The sequence below is a fragment of the Nocardiopsis coralliicola genome, from assembly GCF_054779695.1.
In genome coordinates this window covers 43005-57800 of the sequence record NZ_BAAGXT010000040.1, presented here as the reverse complement: position 1 = coordinate 57800, position 14796 = coordinate 43005, and the positions used below count along the sequence as shown (strand labels likewise).

The window sequence follows — 14796 nt, the reverse complement described above, 5'->3', positions numbered from 1 at the left end:
GCCGACGGGACGCGCCCGCCGGTCCGCGGTGCTGCCGAGCCGGGCTCCGCCCGCGGCACCGTGCCCGATGCCGGCCCGGTCGGCAGCCGCGCCGGCGGCGAGGCCCCCCGGTGACCGTGCTGCGCGCCCCTTGGGCGGCGCAGACCGAATCCGCCGGACCGCCGGCGCAGCGGATCCGCGGCGTGCTGATCGCCGTCGCCGCGGTGTGCGGCGCGGGCGCTGTCGTCTGGTCGCTCGTCGAGGGCTTCGCCGAGCCGCAGGCCGCGCTGGCCTTCGGCGTCCTGGTCGCCGCCGGCGAGCTGGCCCGGATCACGCTGCCCGGCCACCGCGAGGTGGCGCCCATCGCTTCGGCCGGCGCTCTGGGCTATGCGCTGCTCACCGACATCGGCGGCGAGGCGGCCCACCACGGCCCGGCCCAGGTCGTGGCGGTCGTGGTGGTCGGCTTGGCGCTCGGCGAACTGCCGCATCTGGCGGTGGGCCGCGGTCCGCGCTGGGGAGACCTGGCACGCCGGCTGCTGATGCCGTCGATCGCGGCGGTGTCGTTCCGGCCGTTCGCCGAGGTGCTCACCCCCGCGCCGGGGGACTGGTGGCTCGTGCTCAGCGTGATGGTGGCGCTGGTGCTGGCAGCGTGGGCGGTCGACGTCGCACTGGCCGCCGCGGTCCGCGCCGAGCGGCTGCGCACCCGGCTGCCGGTGGCGCTGCGCGACGAGACGCGGGCCCAGCTCGGCATCGGGATGGCCACCGGCGCCTCCGGCATCCTGATCGCCCTGGCCTGCACCGCGACCGGGCTGGGCGGGCTGCTGGTGTTCATGGCACCGCTCCTGGTCACCCAGTTCGCGTTCCGGCGGTTCGCCGAGATCCGGCTGACCTACCTGCAGACGGTGCGCGCCCTGGCGCGGGTCACCGAGGTCGGCGGCTACGTGGAGACCGGCCACTCGCGCCGGGTCTCCCGACTGGCCGGGGCGGTCGGCTGCGAGCTCGGCCTGCGCGAGTCGGACCTGCGCGAGCTGGAGTACGCGGCGCTCATGCACGACATCGGGCAGCTGTCGCTGCGCGACCCGATCGCGAGCGGCGCCACCGTGCTGGCGTCGCCGCGGGAGCAGCGCCGCATCGCCGAGCTCGGCTCGGCTGTCATCCGCGAGACCGGCGTGCTCGACGCGGTCGCCGAGCTGGTCCGCCGCCAGTGCGAGGACTGCGCCGGCGACGGCGGCGCGGGCCCGCCGCCGCTCGGCAGCCGCATCATCAAGGTGGCCAACGCCTACGACGACCTGGTGGGCGAGTCGGCCGACCCCGATCGCGGCGAGGCGGTGCTGGAGCGCCTGCGGATGGACGCCGGGGGCGAGTACGACCCCGAGGTCGTGGAAGCCGCGGCCCGCGTCCTCGCCCGCGGCCTGCCCCGCCGCTGACCCCGCCTCCGGCACCCCCGGCCCGGGCGGCAGGCGGCGGGGCGCGCATCGAGTAGGTTGCGGCCCATGAGTGACATCGAACGGCCCCGGGCGGGCGACAAGGGCACGGCGGCGCTGCGCGTCGGTACCGGGGACACTGCGGCGGCGCTGGGCAGCGGCGACATGGCAGTCCTCGGCACGCCGCGGGTCCTGGCGCTCGCCGAGCAGGCCACCGTCGCCGCGCTCGACGGCCGCCTGGAGCCCGGAACGACCAGTGTCGGCACCGGCATCCGGCTGCGCCACCGGGCCGCCAGCCCGGTGGGCGCGTCCGTCACGGCAACCGCGGAGCTGCGCGAGAGCGACGGCCGCCGGCTGGTCTTCCACGTCGCGGTCGCCGACGGCGCCGACCCGGAGCGGCTCCTCGCCGACGGCGAGGTGGAACGCGTCGTCGTCGATCGGGAGCGCTTCTTGGCCGCCGTCGCGGGATAGCACTCGGGAAAGGGCACCGGGGCCGCGGCCGGAGGCGCGCTGCTCGGACGCGAACGCGCTGCCCGTTCCGGCCGGCGGCGGGAAGCGCCGCGCCGCCGGCCGGGGCGGCGGCGCCTCAGACGCCCATCGTCTTGCGCGGGTAGACGTTGTCCGGGTCGGTGGCGATGTTGACCATGTAGGGGACCGGCGAGTCGAAGGCGCGGCGCAGGGCCGGGCCGATCCCATCGGGGTCGGTCACCAGCTCGCCATCGCCGCCCAGGGCGCGGACCACCTGGTCGTACCGGGTCTGCGGGGTGAGCTCGGCGACGACGTCGTAGCCGTAGAGCATCTGCATCGGCGCCTTCTCCAGGCCCCACACGCCGTTGTTGCCGCAGACCATGACCAGCGGCAGCTTGTGCCGCACCAGGGTGTCCACGTCCATCAGCGAGAAGCCGGCGGCGCCGTCGCCGAGGAGCGCGACCACCTGCGCGGACGGGCGGGTCAGCCGGGCGGCGATGCCGTAGCCCATGGCCGTGCCCAGGCAGCCGAACGGGCCCGGGTCGAGCCAGTTGCCCGGGCGGGCGGGCTCGATGTACTTGCCGGCGTAGGAGACGAAGTCGCCGCCGTCGCCGATCACCACGGCGTCGTCGGCGAGGACCTTGTTCAGCTCCCCGTAGATCCGCGCCGGGTGGATGGGGCTGGCGTCGCTGGCCAGCGCGTCGGCGTCGGCGCCGGCTGCCGCCTTCTGCGCTGCCGCGACCTCCTCGGCCCATGCGCGTACGCCGGGCTTGGGGCGGGTCTGCTCGGCGATCGCGGTGAGGACCACCGAGAGGTCACCGGCAGCGGCGGCCGCCGGCGCCGTGTGCTGCACCAGTTGGCCGGGGGAGTCGGCGACGTGCGCGACCCGGGCGGGCGGAGCGCCGTCGGCCCCGCCGAACAGCCCGTGGCCGAGGCGGAAGTCCAGCGGCGTGCCGACCACCACGACGGCGTCGGCGCGGCCGAACGCCGCACCGCGGGCCCGGTTGGCGAGCAGCGGGTGGCCCTTCGGCAGGATGCCGCGGCCCTGTCCGTTGGTGATCACCGGCGCACCGATCTCCTCGGCGGCGGCCAGCGCGGCTTCGGCGGCGCCGTCCAGCCACACGTCGGAGCCGAAGACCAGGACCGGGCGCTCGGCGTCGGAGAGCAGCGCCGCGACGGCCGCGATGCCCGCCGGGTCGGGGGCCGGGCGCTCCGGCGCCCGGCCCGACAGCGCGACCGCCGCCTGGTCGTAGAGGGTGTCCATCGGCACGTCGAGGAAGACCGGGCCGCGGTGCGCGGCGTTGGCCGTGCGGAACGCCGAGTCCACGGCGCCGGCGATCGAGTCGGTGCTGCGCGCGGTGGCGGCGTGTTTGGTGACCGTGGACAGCATCGGCGGCTGGTCGAGCTCCTGCAGCAGCCCCTGGCCCCAGCGCGCCTCGGGCGCCCGGCCGCCGAGCAGGACCAGCGGCGCGCCGCTGAACTGGGCTCCGGTGATCGCCGAGACCGCGTTGGTCACACCGGGACCCGCGGTGACCGCGGCCAGGCCGGCGCGCCGGGTGAGCTTGCCGACCGCCTCCGCGGCGAACACCGCGGTCTGCTCGTGGCGGACGTCGAGCAGCCGCATCGTCGGCTCGGGCTTGACCGCGGCGTCGTAGAGCGGGAACACGTGCCCCCCGCTGAGGGTGAACATCGTGTCCGCGCCGTGGTGGCGGGCCACGGATACGGCGTGCACGCCGCCGTGCCCTTCGATCTGGCCGGAGTAGGGGGCCGTCTCCATCGGTGCCTCGCTGTCTCGGTGGTCCGGTGGCGGTCGGCGCCGGTGCTGCCCGCGGAAGAGCCGGGCCGCTGGCCGCCGACCGCTTCTTGTTTACTCGTCAGTTAAATAGCACTGGAGAGCACCGTAGTGACATCCACCGCACCGGGACAAGGGGGTGCCGCCGCCGGCTTGGCGGCGCCGGGGAGGGCGCAGGTCAGTCGAGGTCCGGCGGACGCAGCCGGGTGACGAACTTGTACCGGTCGCCGCGGTAGAGCGAGCGGACCCATTCGACGGGGTGGCCGTCGGCGTCGAAGCTGTGCTGGCAGTGCAGGACCAGCGGGAGGCCGACGTCGACACCGAGCAGCCGCGCCTCGTCGGGGGTGGCGAGCACCGTCTCGATCGTGGCCTCGGCCTCGTTGAGCCGGACGTCGTAGGCGCTGGCGAGCGCCTCGTACAGCGAGGCGTACCGGTCCAGTTGGCGGCGCAGGCCGGGGAAGCGGCGTGCGGCGAGGTGGGCCGTCTCCACCGCCATCGGCTCGCCGTTGGCCAGCCGCAGCCGCTCGATGCGCAGGACCCGCCCGCCGGAGCGGATGGCGAGGAGCTCGGCGAGCTGGTCGTCGGCGTTGATGTAGCTCACGTCGAGGATGCGGGTGGCCGGGTGCAGGCCGTGCGCGCGCATCTCCTGGGTGTAGCTCTGCAGCTGGAGGACCTGGGCCACCTTGGGCTTGGCGACGAAGGTGCCCTTGCCCTGGATGCGCAGCAGCCGCCCCTCGACGACCATCTCGGTGAGCGCCTGGCGGACGGTGGTCCGCGACGTCTGGAACTGCGCGGCGAGCGCCCGCTCGGGCGGCACCGGGTTGCCGGCCGGCATGGTCTCGATCAGCTCCAGGAGCTGCTTTTTGACCTGGTAGTACTTCGGGACCCGGGGATCCTCCCGGACCGTTCGGTCTGCGGTCACGTTCGCCTTCCTCCACCTGCGGTCGCGGTGCGCCCGGGCCCACAGGTGTGGACCACTGGTCTTGTCCGTCCTCCGAGTATGCCCGCACTCGTGGGATGATCTGTGAGTGCCTCACCTCAGCGACCTCATCCGGCGGTACACGGCGCTCAAGACCGCCGACCTCGAATGGCTGCACTCCCTGGTCTCCGACTGGCAGCTGCTGGCCGACCTCTCCTTCGCCGACCTCGTCCTGTGGGTGCGGCTGCGCGACACCGCCGGCTGGGTGGCCGTCTCGCAGATGCGGCCCACCACCGGGCCCACCGCGTTCCTGGACGACATGGTCGAGACGGTGCTCTCACCGGAGTCCGCCGCGGCCGCCGAAACGGCGGAGGGGCCGGAGGGGGCCCGGCTGCGCGCCCGCCTGGAGCTGCTGGACGGCGCCTGGGCCGAGTCGCGGATCCGCCGCGAGGGCGACCCGGACTGGTCCGGCGGGGTCCCGGTGCGCGAGGAGGCCATCCCGGTCCGCCGGAACGGCAAGCTGATCGCGGTCATCCAGCGCAGCACCAACCTGAGCTCGGCCCGGACGCCCAGCCGCCTGGAGCTCACCTACCTGCAGAGCGCGAGCGACCTCGCGCAGATGATTGCCGAGGGCCAGTTCCCCTTCTCCGACCAGGGTCCGCTGATGGTCCGCTCGCCGCGGGTCGGCGACGGGCTGCTCCGCCTCGACCGGGACGGCGAGGTGGTCTACGCCAGCCCGAACGCCCTCTCCGCCTACCGCCGCCTCGGCCTCACCGCCGATCTGTACGGCACCAGCCTCGCCCGCACCACGCTCGACCTGGCCGCCGCCGGCGATCCGCGGGACGAGTCGCTCACCTGGACCGCGGGCGGCCGCGCCCCGCGCGAAGCCGAGGTGGAGGCGCGCGGTTCAACGGTCCAGCTGCGGGCGATCCCGCTGGTCACCGACGGGGTCCGGATCGGTGCGCTGGTGATGGTCCGCGACGTGACCGAGCTGCGCCGCCGCGAGCGCGAGCTGATGACCAAGGACGCCACCATCCGGGAGATCCACCACCGGGTGAAGAACAACCTGCAGACGGTGGCGGCGCTGCTGCGGCTGCAGGCGCGCCGGCTGGACAACAGCGAGGGGCGCGCCGCGCTGGACGAGGCCGTGCGCCGGGTCGGGTCGATCGCGATCGTGCACGAGATGCTCTCGCACACCCCGGACGAGATCGTCGACTTCGACGACATCGCCGACCGCGTCATAGAGATGGCCGCCGAGGTCTCCTCCACCGGCGTGCCGGTCACGCCCCGCCGGGTGGGCCATTTCGGCCTGCTCTCGGCCCTGGTGGCGACGCCGCTGTCGATGGTCCTCACCGAACTGGTGCAGAACGCGGTGGAGCACGGCCTCGGCCACGGGCCGGGGGCGATCGAGGTGGCCGTGGTGCGCCGGGACGCGCCGCCCGGCGACGACGCCTCCGGCGGCACGCTGGAGATCGAGGTGACCGACGACGGCGGCGGCCTGCCGCACGATTTCGACTTCGACGGGGCCACCAGCCTCGGTCTGCAGATCGTGCGGACGCTGGTGGTGGGCGAGCTCGGCGGCCAGCTGGAGATCAAACCGCGCGATGCGGGCGGCACCGCGGTCGCCATCGAGCTCCCGATCGACCACCACGCTCCGGAAGAGGTCTAGGGCCGGAGGGGAGGGCGACTGCCCTGCTGGGCGCCGTCCCCTGGGACCCCCTCGCGGTGCTCTCCGCATCCGCCCGGTAGGCCCGGCGGAGCGCGGAATACGGGGAGGGGCGGCCGCAGGCGCTATTCGCAGCGGCCACCGGCGGCCGCTCCGGCGCTGGGAGCGGGGGCCGGTGCCGGCGGTGCGGGCGCCCCTGATAGACAGTGCCTCTGGTTGGAGGTGGGCGTGGCGGACGCGGAGCAGTGGTGCCCAGGGCGGCTAGCAGTGCGCCGCCCGCCCAGCGGGCTGCGCGGCGGAGGCGGAGTGCGGGGCGCATCCGCGGGCCGGCGGCTGCACCGGGGCGGTGCGAGCCGGCCCGGTGGTAGGCCGGTGCGGATCCTAGACTGCGGCGCGAACGGTGGAGCGTGCACCGCGGCGGAGCGTGCGCCGCTCCGCCTCGCTCATGCCGCCCCAGACGCCGCCGTCCTGCCGGGTGTCCAGCGCCCACTGCAGGCACGCGCTCGACACGGGGCAGGCGGCACAGACCTCTTTGGCCTCGTCGATCTGGAGCAGTGCGGGGCCGGAATCGCCGATGGGGAAGAACAGCTCGGGGTCTTCGTCACGGCAGGCGGCGTGGTGGCGCCAGTCCATGCGGATCAACTCCTCACAGCGAGGCATTCGGGGGCGTGCGCATTGTGAACTCGTTCACGAACTGTGCGGGGGCAGGGTAGTGTTGTCTTCGGAGTGCATTCGCGCACCCGGGCAGCAGTGCACTGCAGCGCGGGCGACACCCTTGTCCCCCCGGCGCGCCGGGCGCCGCCCGCGCATCCGCGGAGCGGCCAACGGTGTGATCTGCTGCCAGCGGGAGGACCGCAGCCGTTCCCACCTCGGAATCATCCGTTTTACTCGCGCGTAACGTGCGGCGTCATGACGAGACTCTCAGGGTTGGCAGGCGCACGCAAGAGCGGGCGGAGGCCGTCGGCGGGGCCGCGGTGTCGTGTGTGTCACAAGTCGGGCGCCCCGGGCGTCAGACGATGATTCGTAATGCATTCGGGAGAGAACGGAAATCGATCCGATCCCGGACGCCGAGATACTCCCCGTCCACCTGGAAGGCCCGCGGTTCATCGCAGGAGACCGTGACCCGGTCCAGGTCGTGCAGCGAGATATAGCCGCGGCCCTCGGGCGGAACGCCGCTGCGCGCCACCATCTGGCGCAGCAGCATGGCGGTGGTCGCCGCGTTCTCGGTGGTGGTGGCGAACACGTCCAGCCCCAGCGAGAAGCGGGCCCGCGGCGTGGGCTGCACGGGGAGCGAGCCGGCGTAGGTCCACGGCGTCGTGTTGGTGACCAGGGCGATGTGCAGGTCGGAGACCGGGTCGCAGCCGGGCACCTCCACCCGCAGCGATCCGGTGCTGGCCGCGCCGCCGAGGAACCGCTCCAGGGCGACCCTGCCGTACAGCACCGGCGTCGCGCGGTGGCCCTCGCCGCGCAGCCGGTCGACCTCGCCGACGACTTCGGCGTCCCAGCCGAAACCGGCGCAGAAGGTGAAGTAGCGGTTGTCCTCGCCGCTCAGGATCTGCCCCAGGCCGACGGTGCGGCCGGACCCGGAGCGCAGCGCCTCGAGCACCGCCCCGGTGGCCTCCACGGGGTCGGCCGGCAGGCCGAGTGCGCGCACGAAGACGTTCGCGCTGCCCCCCGGGATCGCGGCGTAGCTCGGCCGCTGCAGGCCCTCCGGTGTGCGCAGCAGTCCGTTGACGACCTCGTTGACGGTGCCGTCCCCGCCGAGGCTGACCACCAGCTCGAAGCCTTCGCCGGCCGCGTCGGCCGCCATCTCGCCGGCGTGGCCGCGGTACTCCGTCTGGGCGACGTGCAGCTCGACGTCGCGCGCGACGGCGCCGAGGATCACGTCGCGCGCCCGCGGAGTGGTGGTGGTCGCGTTGGGGTTGACGATGAAGAGCGCGCGCACCCCGCCAGTCTAGGGCGCCGCAGGCCCGCCCCAGCGCCCGCCCTGCGGCCTGCGCGCCCCGCGCGGCCAGGGCTGCGGGGAGTCCGCGCCGGCCGGCGGGCCGGTCCCGGCCGCGGAGGGCGGCGGATAGGCTGGAACGTGTCCCCAGATGAATCCGCAGACGCGCCCCGCAGCAGTGCCGCGACGCCCGCAGGCCCCGGTGCGCGACCGCTCAACGCCGTGATCGGCGCAGTACTCCAGGGCCTCATCGGTGCGGTCATCGCAGTGGAGGGGGTGCGCATCCTCGCCACCGCGCTCTCCGGCGGCGGTGCCGGGCAGTCCTTTGCGCTCCCGCTCGCCGCGCTGGCCCTCGGTGCGGCGGCCGCGGTGCTCTACGTCGCGTGGGGCCTGTTCATGCTGCGCGGCTGGGCACGCGGCCCGATCGTGCTGACCCAGATCTTCATGCTGATCATCGCCTACTCGATGTACACCAGCGACCAGATGGGCATCAGCGTCGCGATGGTCGCCGCGGCGGTCGCCTCGCTCGGGCTGGTGCTGTCGTCGTCGGTGACCGCGGCGCTCTTCCCCGGCGGCCGGCTGCCCACCGAGCACGAGGCGCCGGGCCGGGACTGACCGGCCGAGTCCGCCGAGCCTGCAGGGCCGGAAGCTCCGCAGCCGCCGGCGCTGCGCGCTGCCGGGCGGGGCGCCGTCGGGCACGCAGAGCGCCGCGGGGCCCTGGGGCCGCCGCGGCGCCGGCGTACCGGGTCCGGCGGTGCCGGGCCCGGTCAGAGGTCAGTCGTCGGTGGTCAGCGCTTGGCGCAGCTGCGCCAGTGTGCGGGCCAGCAGCCGCGACACGTGCATCTGCGAGATGCCCAGTTCCTGGGCGATCTGCGACTGCGTCATGTTGCCGAAGAACCGCAGCAGCAGGATCCGCTTCTCCCGCGGCGGCAGCTGCTCCAGCAGCGGCTTGAGCGACTCGCGGTACTCCACGCCCTCCAGCGAGTCGTCCACGATGCCGAGCGAGTCGGCGACCGCCGGAGCGTCCTCGTCGCCGCTGTCCGGGGCGTCCAGGGAGACGGTGGAGTAGGCGTTCGCCGACTCCAGCCCCTCCAGGACCTCTTCCTCGGTCATCTGCAGGTGCTCGGCGAGCTCGTGCACCGTCGGCGCCCGGCCCTCCCGCTGGGACAGGTCGCTGACCGCCTTGGTGAGCGAGAGCTTGAGCTCCTGCAGCCGGCGCGGAACCCGCACCGCCCAGCCCTTGTCCCGGAAGTGCCGCTTGATCTCGCCGACGATCGTCGGCGTCGCGTAGGTGGAGAACTCGACGCCGCGCTCCAGGTCGAACCGGTCGATCGACTTGATCAGCCCGATCGTGGCGACCTGGGTGAGGTCGTCGAGCCACTCGCCCCGGTTGCGGAAGCGCCGCGCGAGGTACTCGACCAGGGGCAGATGGATCTCGACCAGCTCGTCGCGGATCCGCTGGCGCTCGGAGGAGTCCTCGGGAAGCTCGCTCAGGCGCTCGAACAACTCCCGTGCACGGGCCCGGTCCGGCACCGCGTGTTCCGTCTTCGCCGTCAGAGCGGGCCCCCTCTCGCTCACGCCGTCTCCACCGTGCCGCGTCGTTTGTGCAGGACGATGGAGACGCGGTCGTCGGGTCCGGCGAGGGTGTCGACATCGCCGGCCAGCGCGGACAGCACCGTCCATGCGAAGGTGTCGCGGGCTGGCGGCCGCCCGTCCGCGGTGAGCACCGAGACGGTGATCTTCATGCCGTCCCCGGTCAGCTCGAACTCCGTGGTGAGGTCCGTGCCGGGCAGGGCCTGGGCCAGCAGCATCGCGCACGCCTCATCGACGCCGATGCGCAAGTCCTCGATCTCGTCGAGGGTGAAGTCCAGGCGGGCAGCCAGGCCGGCCGTCGCGGTGCGCAGCACGGAGAGGTAGGCGCTGTCCGCCGGCATCTTGACGGTGACAGCGTCGCGTACGTCCATGGCGCCCGAGACCGGCGCGGCGGTTTCTTCGGTCACGTCCCTCCTCCGGGAAGCGAGTTTGCCGCTTGCAAGCAATCTACCGTGTTTCCCGGCACCGCCGCTGCACACGCGGCGCCCCGTGTCCGCCCCCGCCGGGCTGGAAAGGCCCTCCGTACCGGTCGGTTCGCCTGGTGGGCGCCTGCTCGGCGGATTCGGCGGCGCGCTCCTGCGCGGCGCAGAACGGCGGGCCCGCAGCCCGGCCCGCCGGGCGCGTCCCCGTCGGGCGCAGTGCGCCCGCCGCCGCCACCGGTCCCGCGCGCCACGCCGGTCACGCCCGGGCCGCCGCCCGGCCGCCGAGCTCGGCCAGCGCGCCCCCGGACAGCCGGAAGACCGTCCACTCGTCCATGGGCACTGCGCCCAGCGAGCGGTAGAACGCGATCGAGGGCGTGTTCCAGTTGAGGACCGACCACTCCAGGCGGCGGTACCCGCGCTCGGTGCACAGCCGGGCGAGCTCGGCGAGCAGCGCCCGGCCGTGGCCTTCGCCGCGGGAGGCGGGGTCGACGTAGAGGTCCTCCAGGTAGATGCCGTGCTGCCCGGTCCAGGTGGAGAAGTTGAGGAACCACAGTGCGAACCCGACCGCGGTGCCCTCCGCGTCGCAGGCCAGGTGGCAGAAGGCGGCCGGGTGCTCGCCGAACAGGGCCCGCTCGACATCGGCCGCAGTGGCCTCCACCGCGTCGGGCTCGCGCTCGTACTCGGCCAGCGCGTGGATCATCGCCAGGATCGCGGGGACGTCGTCGGGGCGGGCGGGGCGGATCATCGTGCTCCTCAGGGGCTCCGGGCGGAAAACGGGCGCGCCGCGGCCGGCGGGGCGGCCGGGCGGCACGCGGCTGCCCGGCCCCGCCCGCGGCGCAGTAGGGGGGCGGGGCAAGCCTATGCACTGCCCGCGCGGCCGCTGCGCCGCGGCAGCAGTGCGCCCCGGCCCGCGTGTGCGCGGCCGGGGCGAGGGAACCGCCGGGGCGGCTCAGAGCACCTTGGACAGGAACGCGCGGGTGCGCTCCTCCCGGGGGGCGGCCAGTACGTCGCGCGGCGCACCGGACTCCACCACGGCGCCGCCGTCCATGAACACCAGGTTGTCGCCGACCTCGCGGGCGAACCCCATCTCGTGGGTCACCACGACCATGGTCATGCCCTCCTGCGCCAGGCCCTTCATCGTCTCCAGGACCTCGCCGACCAGCTCCGGGTCGAGCGCGCTGGTGGGCTCGTCGAACAGCATCAGCTCGGGGCGCATCGCGAGCGCGCGGGCGATGGCCACCCGCTGCTGCTGGCCGCCGGAGAGCTGGCGCGGGTAGGAGTCGGCCTTCGCGGCCAGGCCCACCCGGTCCAGCAGCTGCAGGCCGCGCTCCCGCGCCTCGGCCTTGCCCTCGCGCTTGACCTGGACCGGCGCCTCGATGACGTTGCCCAGCGCCGTCATGTGCGGGAACAGGTTGAAGTTCTGGAACACCATGCCGATGTCCCGGCGCTGCTCGGCGACCTGGCGGTCGTGCAGCTCGTAGAGCTTGCCGCCGCTCTGCCGGTAGCCCATCAGGCGGCCGTTCACCCACAGCCGGCCCGCGGTGATCTTCTCCAGGTGGTTGATGCACCGCAGGAACGTCGACTTGCCCGATCCGGACGGGCCGACGACGCACGTCACCTCGCCGCGGTGCACGGTGAGGTCGATGCCCCGCAGCACGTGCAGCCGGCCGAAGCTCTTGTGCACGCCCTCGGCCACCACCATCGGCGCGTCCGGCTTGCTCTGCGCGCTCTCCCCGGCCGAACCGGCCGCGGCGCCCGTCTCATCCGTGCGACTCAATGTCCCGCCTTGCTCTGCATCATCGCCATGTCCGCCTGCACTGTGCGGTCCCCCTTGGAGAAGCTGCGCTCCAGGAAGAACTGCCCCACCATCAGCACGCTGGTGATCGCGAGGTACCACAGGCACGCCGCCACCAGCATCGGGAAGAGGTCGAAGGTGCGCGCGCCCACCGCCTGCAGCTGGAAGAACAGCTCGGTGGTGAGCGGGATCGCCGACACCAGCGAGGTGTCCTTGAGCATCGCGGTGACCTCGTTGCCCGTCGGCGGCACGATGACCCGCAGCGCCTGGGGCAGGGTGACGCGGCGCAGCGTCTTGCCGCGGCTCATCCCGAGCGCCTGGGCCGCCTCGGTCTGGCCCTTGTCCACCGAGAGCAGGCCGGCCCGAACGATCTCGGCCATGTAGGCGCCCTGCGACAGGGCCAGCGCGAACAGCGCGGCCATGAAGGGGGTGAGGACCTCGTTCATCGGGACGCTGAAGAAGCGCGCGTCCCCCTCCAGGCCCAGCCACGGCATCCAGTAGTTGTCGAACGGCAGGCCGAACTCGAGCTCCTGGTAGAGGATGCCGAGGTTGCCGAAGAGCACGCACAGCACCAGGCGCGGCACGGCGCGGAAGAACCAGGTGTAGATCCAGGCCAGGCCGGCGAGTACCGGATTGCCCGACAGCCGCATCACCGCGACCGCGATGCCGAGCGAGATGCCCACGATCATCGCGACGACGGTCAGCCGGACGGTGGTCCACACGCCGTTGAGGACCGGTTCGGAGAACATGTTCTCGGCCATGTAGGGCCAGTTGAACTTCTCGTTCGTCACCAGCATGTTGACGAACATGCCGGCGAGTACCAGGAGGACCGCGGAGGCCACCCAGCGTCCCGGGTGCCGCACCGGCACCGCCTTGATCGCCTCCGGCGGGGTGTCCCCGCCTGCCCGGGGATCCGGGCCGGATGCTTCGGTCGTCGTGTTCACGCGGTCTCGCTCGCCCTTGTCTCGGCTGTGGTTCTGCGGTGTCCGGCCTGTGCGCCGGGCCCGGCACGCAGGCTCGGCGACCGTCCCCGGTCATGCCCGGCGGGCGGCCGCCCTGCTGCGCGCCGCCTGGGCGCGCTCCTCGCTGCGCTCCCCGGTCGAGGAGGCGGGGAGGAACGGCGGGCCCGCCCTAGGGCGGGCCGGGTGGACAACTGCCCTGCTGCGCGTCGCCCGGGCACGCCCCTCGCGGCGTTCTCCTCAATCGAGGAGGAGAACCCGCCCTGACTCCGTCGTCGGCCTTGCGGCAAACGCCATCCACCAAACACGCCCTAGTGTGCAGGCTCGGCAGCACCGTTCCGTCCAGGCCCGGCCGCCGCTGTCGCCGCGCCGGCCCGCAGCGGCGCCGCCCGCACCCCCGCCGGTGAGGGTGCGGACGGCGGCTCGTCAGGACTCGGCGTCCTCTTCCCCGGCGACCTCGGGGTTGACCTCGGACTCGGTGATCAGGCCCTGCTCGGCCAGGCCCCAGCCGTCGAGGATCTCCTCGTAGGTTCCGCTGTCGATGATCGACTGGTAGCCCGCGCGGACCGCCTCGGCGAGCTCCTCGTCCTCCTGGCTGAGGACCGCGCCGTAGGGCGCCGCCTCGTACTGCTCGCCCAGGGCCTCGAGCTTGCCGCCGGTCTGCTCGATCGCATACATCGCGACCGGCATGTCCGCCAGGCTGGCGTCGCTCTTGCCGGAGGTCAGCGACTCCGTCGCCTGGTCCTGGCCCTCGTACTGGTCGATCTTGATGGCCGGATCCCCGGCCTCCTCGCAGGCTTCGCTGCGCGCTTCGATGTCGGGCACCTGCACGGTGTCGGCCTGCACGGCGACCGTCTTCCCGCAGGCGTTCTCCGGGTCCACCTCGGCGGGGTTGCCCGACGCGGTGAACCACTGGGTGCCCACGTCGTAGTAGCTCACCATGGTCGCCTGCTCGAGCCGCTCGGCGTTGATGGTGAACGAGGAGATGCCGACGTCGTACTTGCCGGTGTCCACGCCCTCCACGATGGTGCCGAAGGAGGAGCTCTCCCAGGACGTCTCCAGGCCCATGGTGGCGGCGACCGCGTCGAACAGCTCGACGTCGAACCCGATGACGGTCTGGCCGTCGGTGTCCAGGAACTCGGCCGGCGCGTAGCTGGAGTCGGTGCCGACGGTGAGGGTCGCGTCCTTGTACTCCTCGGGCACCAGCGCGGCGACCTCTTCGTCGACCTCGACGTCGGGGGCCGCCGAGGCGCCGTCGTCAGTGCCGCCGCCTCCTCCGCCGCAGGCGGTGGCGGCCAGTACCAGTGCGGTACCGGCGGCGGCGAGCGCGCCCCGGCGGGCGAACTGCGGCCTGGGACTGGGGTTCGAGGCCACGTGGGTCTCCATTCGGTTCCGAGGGCGGACGGGAGCGCCCGGAGTCATACTGGGTCGCGCCGAAGCGTGCGGTCCTAGGGCTGTCCGGGTCCGGCAGGTGCCGGTCCCGAGTGGTTCCCGCACCGTCCGCGGTGGCCGCGGGAGCGGCCGCCGGCAGCGCGGAGGCGGTGGGCAGGAGAGCGGTTCGGTCGGATCGAGCGATCGGCACATACGGGCAGAAAAGAGAACTGTCCGGACATACCATCCTGCCCAGGCGGCATTTTGGTCCGGTCACCGTTATGAGATGATTGGGTAACGGGTTACCCCCGTGAACGCGGCAGCGCCCGGCCCGCAACAGGGCCCGCGGAGGCGCCCTCCTGATGCCCCCGGTCATGGCCGACCGGGCAGGACGGCTCCCCTAGCATCCCTGCCTCCGCCCGCTGCCAGAGATCACTTGCCCCGACCGGCGCCGTGGCCGGCCCGG

At 73.6% G+C, this 14796-nt stretch carries 14 protein-coding genes; 4 read left to right on the top strand and 10 right to left on the bottom strand.

Annotated elements, in window-relative coordinates:
- The first annotated feature begins 119 nt into the window (after window positions 1–119).
- On the top strand, window positions 120–1406 hold the full coding sequence (locus tag ACYVGT_RS22140) for an HD-GYP domain-containing protein (RefSeq protein WP_460861699.1): 1287 nt from the start codon (window positions 120–122) through the stop codon (window positions 1404–1406).
- 66 nt (window positions 1407–1472) lie between these two features.
- Window positions 1473–1874 (top strand): thioesterase family protein, encoded by a 402-nt coding sequence (locus tag ACYVGT_RS22135; protein ID WP_460861687.1) that lies wholly within the window; start codon window positions 1473–1475, stop codon window positions 1872–1874.
- 115 nt (window positions 1875–1989) lie between these two features.
- Here ACYVGT_RS22135 and ACYVGT_RS22130 read toward each other — a convergent pair whose 3' ends face one another.
- Together ACYVGT_RS22130 and ACYVGT_RS22125 are read right to left on the bottom strand one after the other, a co-directional pair.
- Window positions 1990–3648 (bottom strand): acetolactate synthase, encoded by a 1659-nt coding sequence (locus ACYVGT_RS22130; protein WP_460861685.1) that lies wholly within the window; start codon window positions 3646–3648, stop codon window positions 1990–1992.
- Between the two features lie 193 nt (window positions 3649–3841).
- Complete coding sequence (locus ACYVGT_RS22125) at window positions 3842–4585, bottom strand: GntR family transcriptional regulator (RefSeq protein WP_460861684.1); 744 nt, start codon at window positions 4583–4585, stop codon at window positions 3842–3844.
- Window positions 4586–4691: 106 nt separating this feature from the next.
- On the opposite strand from ACYVGT_RS22125, the gene ACYVGT_RS22120 reads away from it, so the two are divergent.
- Window positions 4692–6251: a sensor histidine kinase gene (locus tag ACYVGT_RS22120; RefSeq protein WP_460861681.1), complete on the top strand. Its 1560-nt coding sequence runs from the start codon at window positions 4692–4694 to the stop codon at window positions 6249–6251.
- A gap of 378 nt (window positions 6252–6629) precedes the next feature.
- On the opposite strand, the gene ACYVGT_RS22115 is transcribed toward ACYVGT_RS22120, so the two are convergent.
- Window positions 6630–6881, bottom strand: coding sequence for a WhiB family transcriptional regulator (locus ACYVGT_RS22115; protein ID WP_460861678.1), 252 nt, complete (start codon window positions 6879–6881; stop codon window positions 6630–6632).
- Window positions 6882–7257: 376 nt separating this feature from the next.
- Entirely contained in the window at window positions 7258–8193 is a 936-nt protein-coding gene (locus ACYVGT_RS22110) for a diacylglycerol/lipid kinase family protein (RefSeq protein ID WP_460861675.1), read from the bottom strand.
- Between the two features lie 138 nt (window positions 8194–8331).
- Here ACYVGT_RS22110 and ACYVGT_RS22105 point away from each other — a divergent pair, with 138 nt between their 5' ends.
- Window positions 8332–8805 (top strand): hypothetical protein, encoded by a 474-nt coding sequence (locus ACYVGT_RS22105; RefSeq protein WP_460861670.1) that lies wholly within the window; start codon window positions 8332–8334, stop codon window positions 8803–8805.
- 159 nt (window positions 8806–8964) lie between these two features.
- Here ACYVGT_RS22105 and ACYVGT_RS22100 read toward each other — a convergent pair whose 3' ends face one another.
- The 6 genes from ACYVGT_RS22100 to ACYVGT_RS22075 form a co-directional block, all read right to left on the bottom strand.
- Complete coding sequence (locus ACYVGT_RS22100; protein ID WP_460861697.1) at window positions 8965–9723, bottom strand: RNA polymerase sigma factor SigF; 759 nt, start codon at window positions 9721–9723, stop codon at window positions 8965–8967.
- Between the two features lie 41 nt (window positions 9724–9764).
- Window positions 9765–10190 (bottom strand): ATP-binding protein, encoded by a 426-nt coding sequence (locus ACYVGT_RS22095; RefSeq protein WP_460861668.1) that lies wholly within the window; start codon window positions 10188–10190, stop codon window positions 9765–9767.
- A gap of 271 nt (window positions 10191–10461) precedes the next feature.
- A complete protein-coding gene (locus ACYVGT_RS22090; RefSeq protein ID WP_460861667.1) occupies window positions 10462–10950 on the bottom strand; it encodes a GNAT family N-acetyltransferase in 489 nt (162 codons plus the stop codon).
- A gap of 204 nt (window positions 10951–11154) precedes the next feature.
- Entirely contained in the window at window positions 11155–11907 is a 753-nt protein-coding gene (locus tag ACYVGT_RS22085) for an amino acid ABC transporter ATP-binding protein (protein ID WP_460861695.1), read from the bottom strand.
- A gap of 71 nt (window positions 11908–11978) precedes the next feature.
- Entirely contained in the window at window positions 11979–12944 is a 966-nt protein-coding gene (locus tag ACYVGT_RS22080; RefSeq protein WP_460861664.1) for an amino acid ABC transporter permease, read from the bottom strand.
- Between the two features lie 441 nt (window positions 12945–13385).
- Entirely contained in the window at window positions 13386–14345 is a 960-nt protein-coding gene (locus ACYVGT_RS22075) for an ABC transporter substrate-binding protein (protein WP_460861661.1), read from the bottom strand.
- Window positions 14346–14796 lie beyond the last annotated feature (451 nt).

What these genes read in the sequence shown, in the direction of transcription:
- ACYVGT_RS22090 (WP_460861667.1), bottom strand. Translation starts at nt 10,950, where the DNA reads ATGATCCGCCCCGCCCGCCCCGACGACGTCCCCGCGATCCTGGCGATG.
- ACYVGT_RS22115 (WP_460861678.1), bottom strand. Translation starts at nt 6,881, where the DNA reads ATGGACTGGCGCCACCACGCCGCCTGCCGTGACGAAGACCCCGAGCTG.
- ACYVGT_RS22130 (WP_460861685.1), bottom strand. Translation starts at nt 3,648, where the DNA reads ATGGAGACGGCCCCCTACTCCGGCCAGATCGAAGGGCACGGCGGCGTG.
- ACYVGT_RS22075 (WP_460861661.1), bottom strand. Translation starts at nt 14,345, where the DNA reads ATGGAGACCCACGTGGCCTCGAACCCCAGTCCCAGGCCGCAGTTCGCC.
- ACYVGT_RS22135 (WP_460861687.1), top strand. Translation starts at nt 1,473, where the DNA reads ATGAGTGACATCGAACGGCCCCGGGCGGGCGACAAGGGCACGGCGGCG.
- ACYVGT_RS22085 (WP_460861695.1), bottom strand. Translation starts at nt 11,907, where the DNA reads ATGGTGGTGGCCGAGGGCGTGCACAAGAGCTTCGGCCGGCTGCACGTG.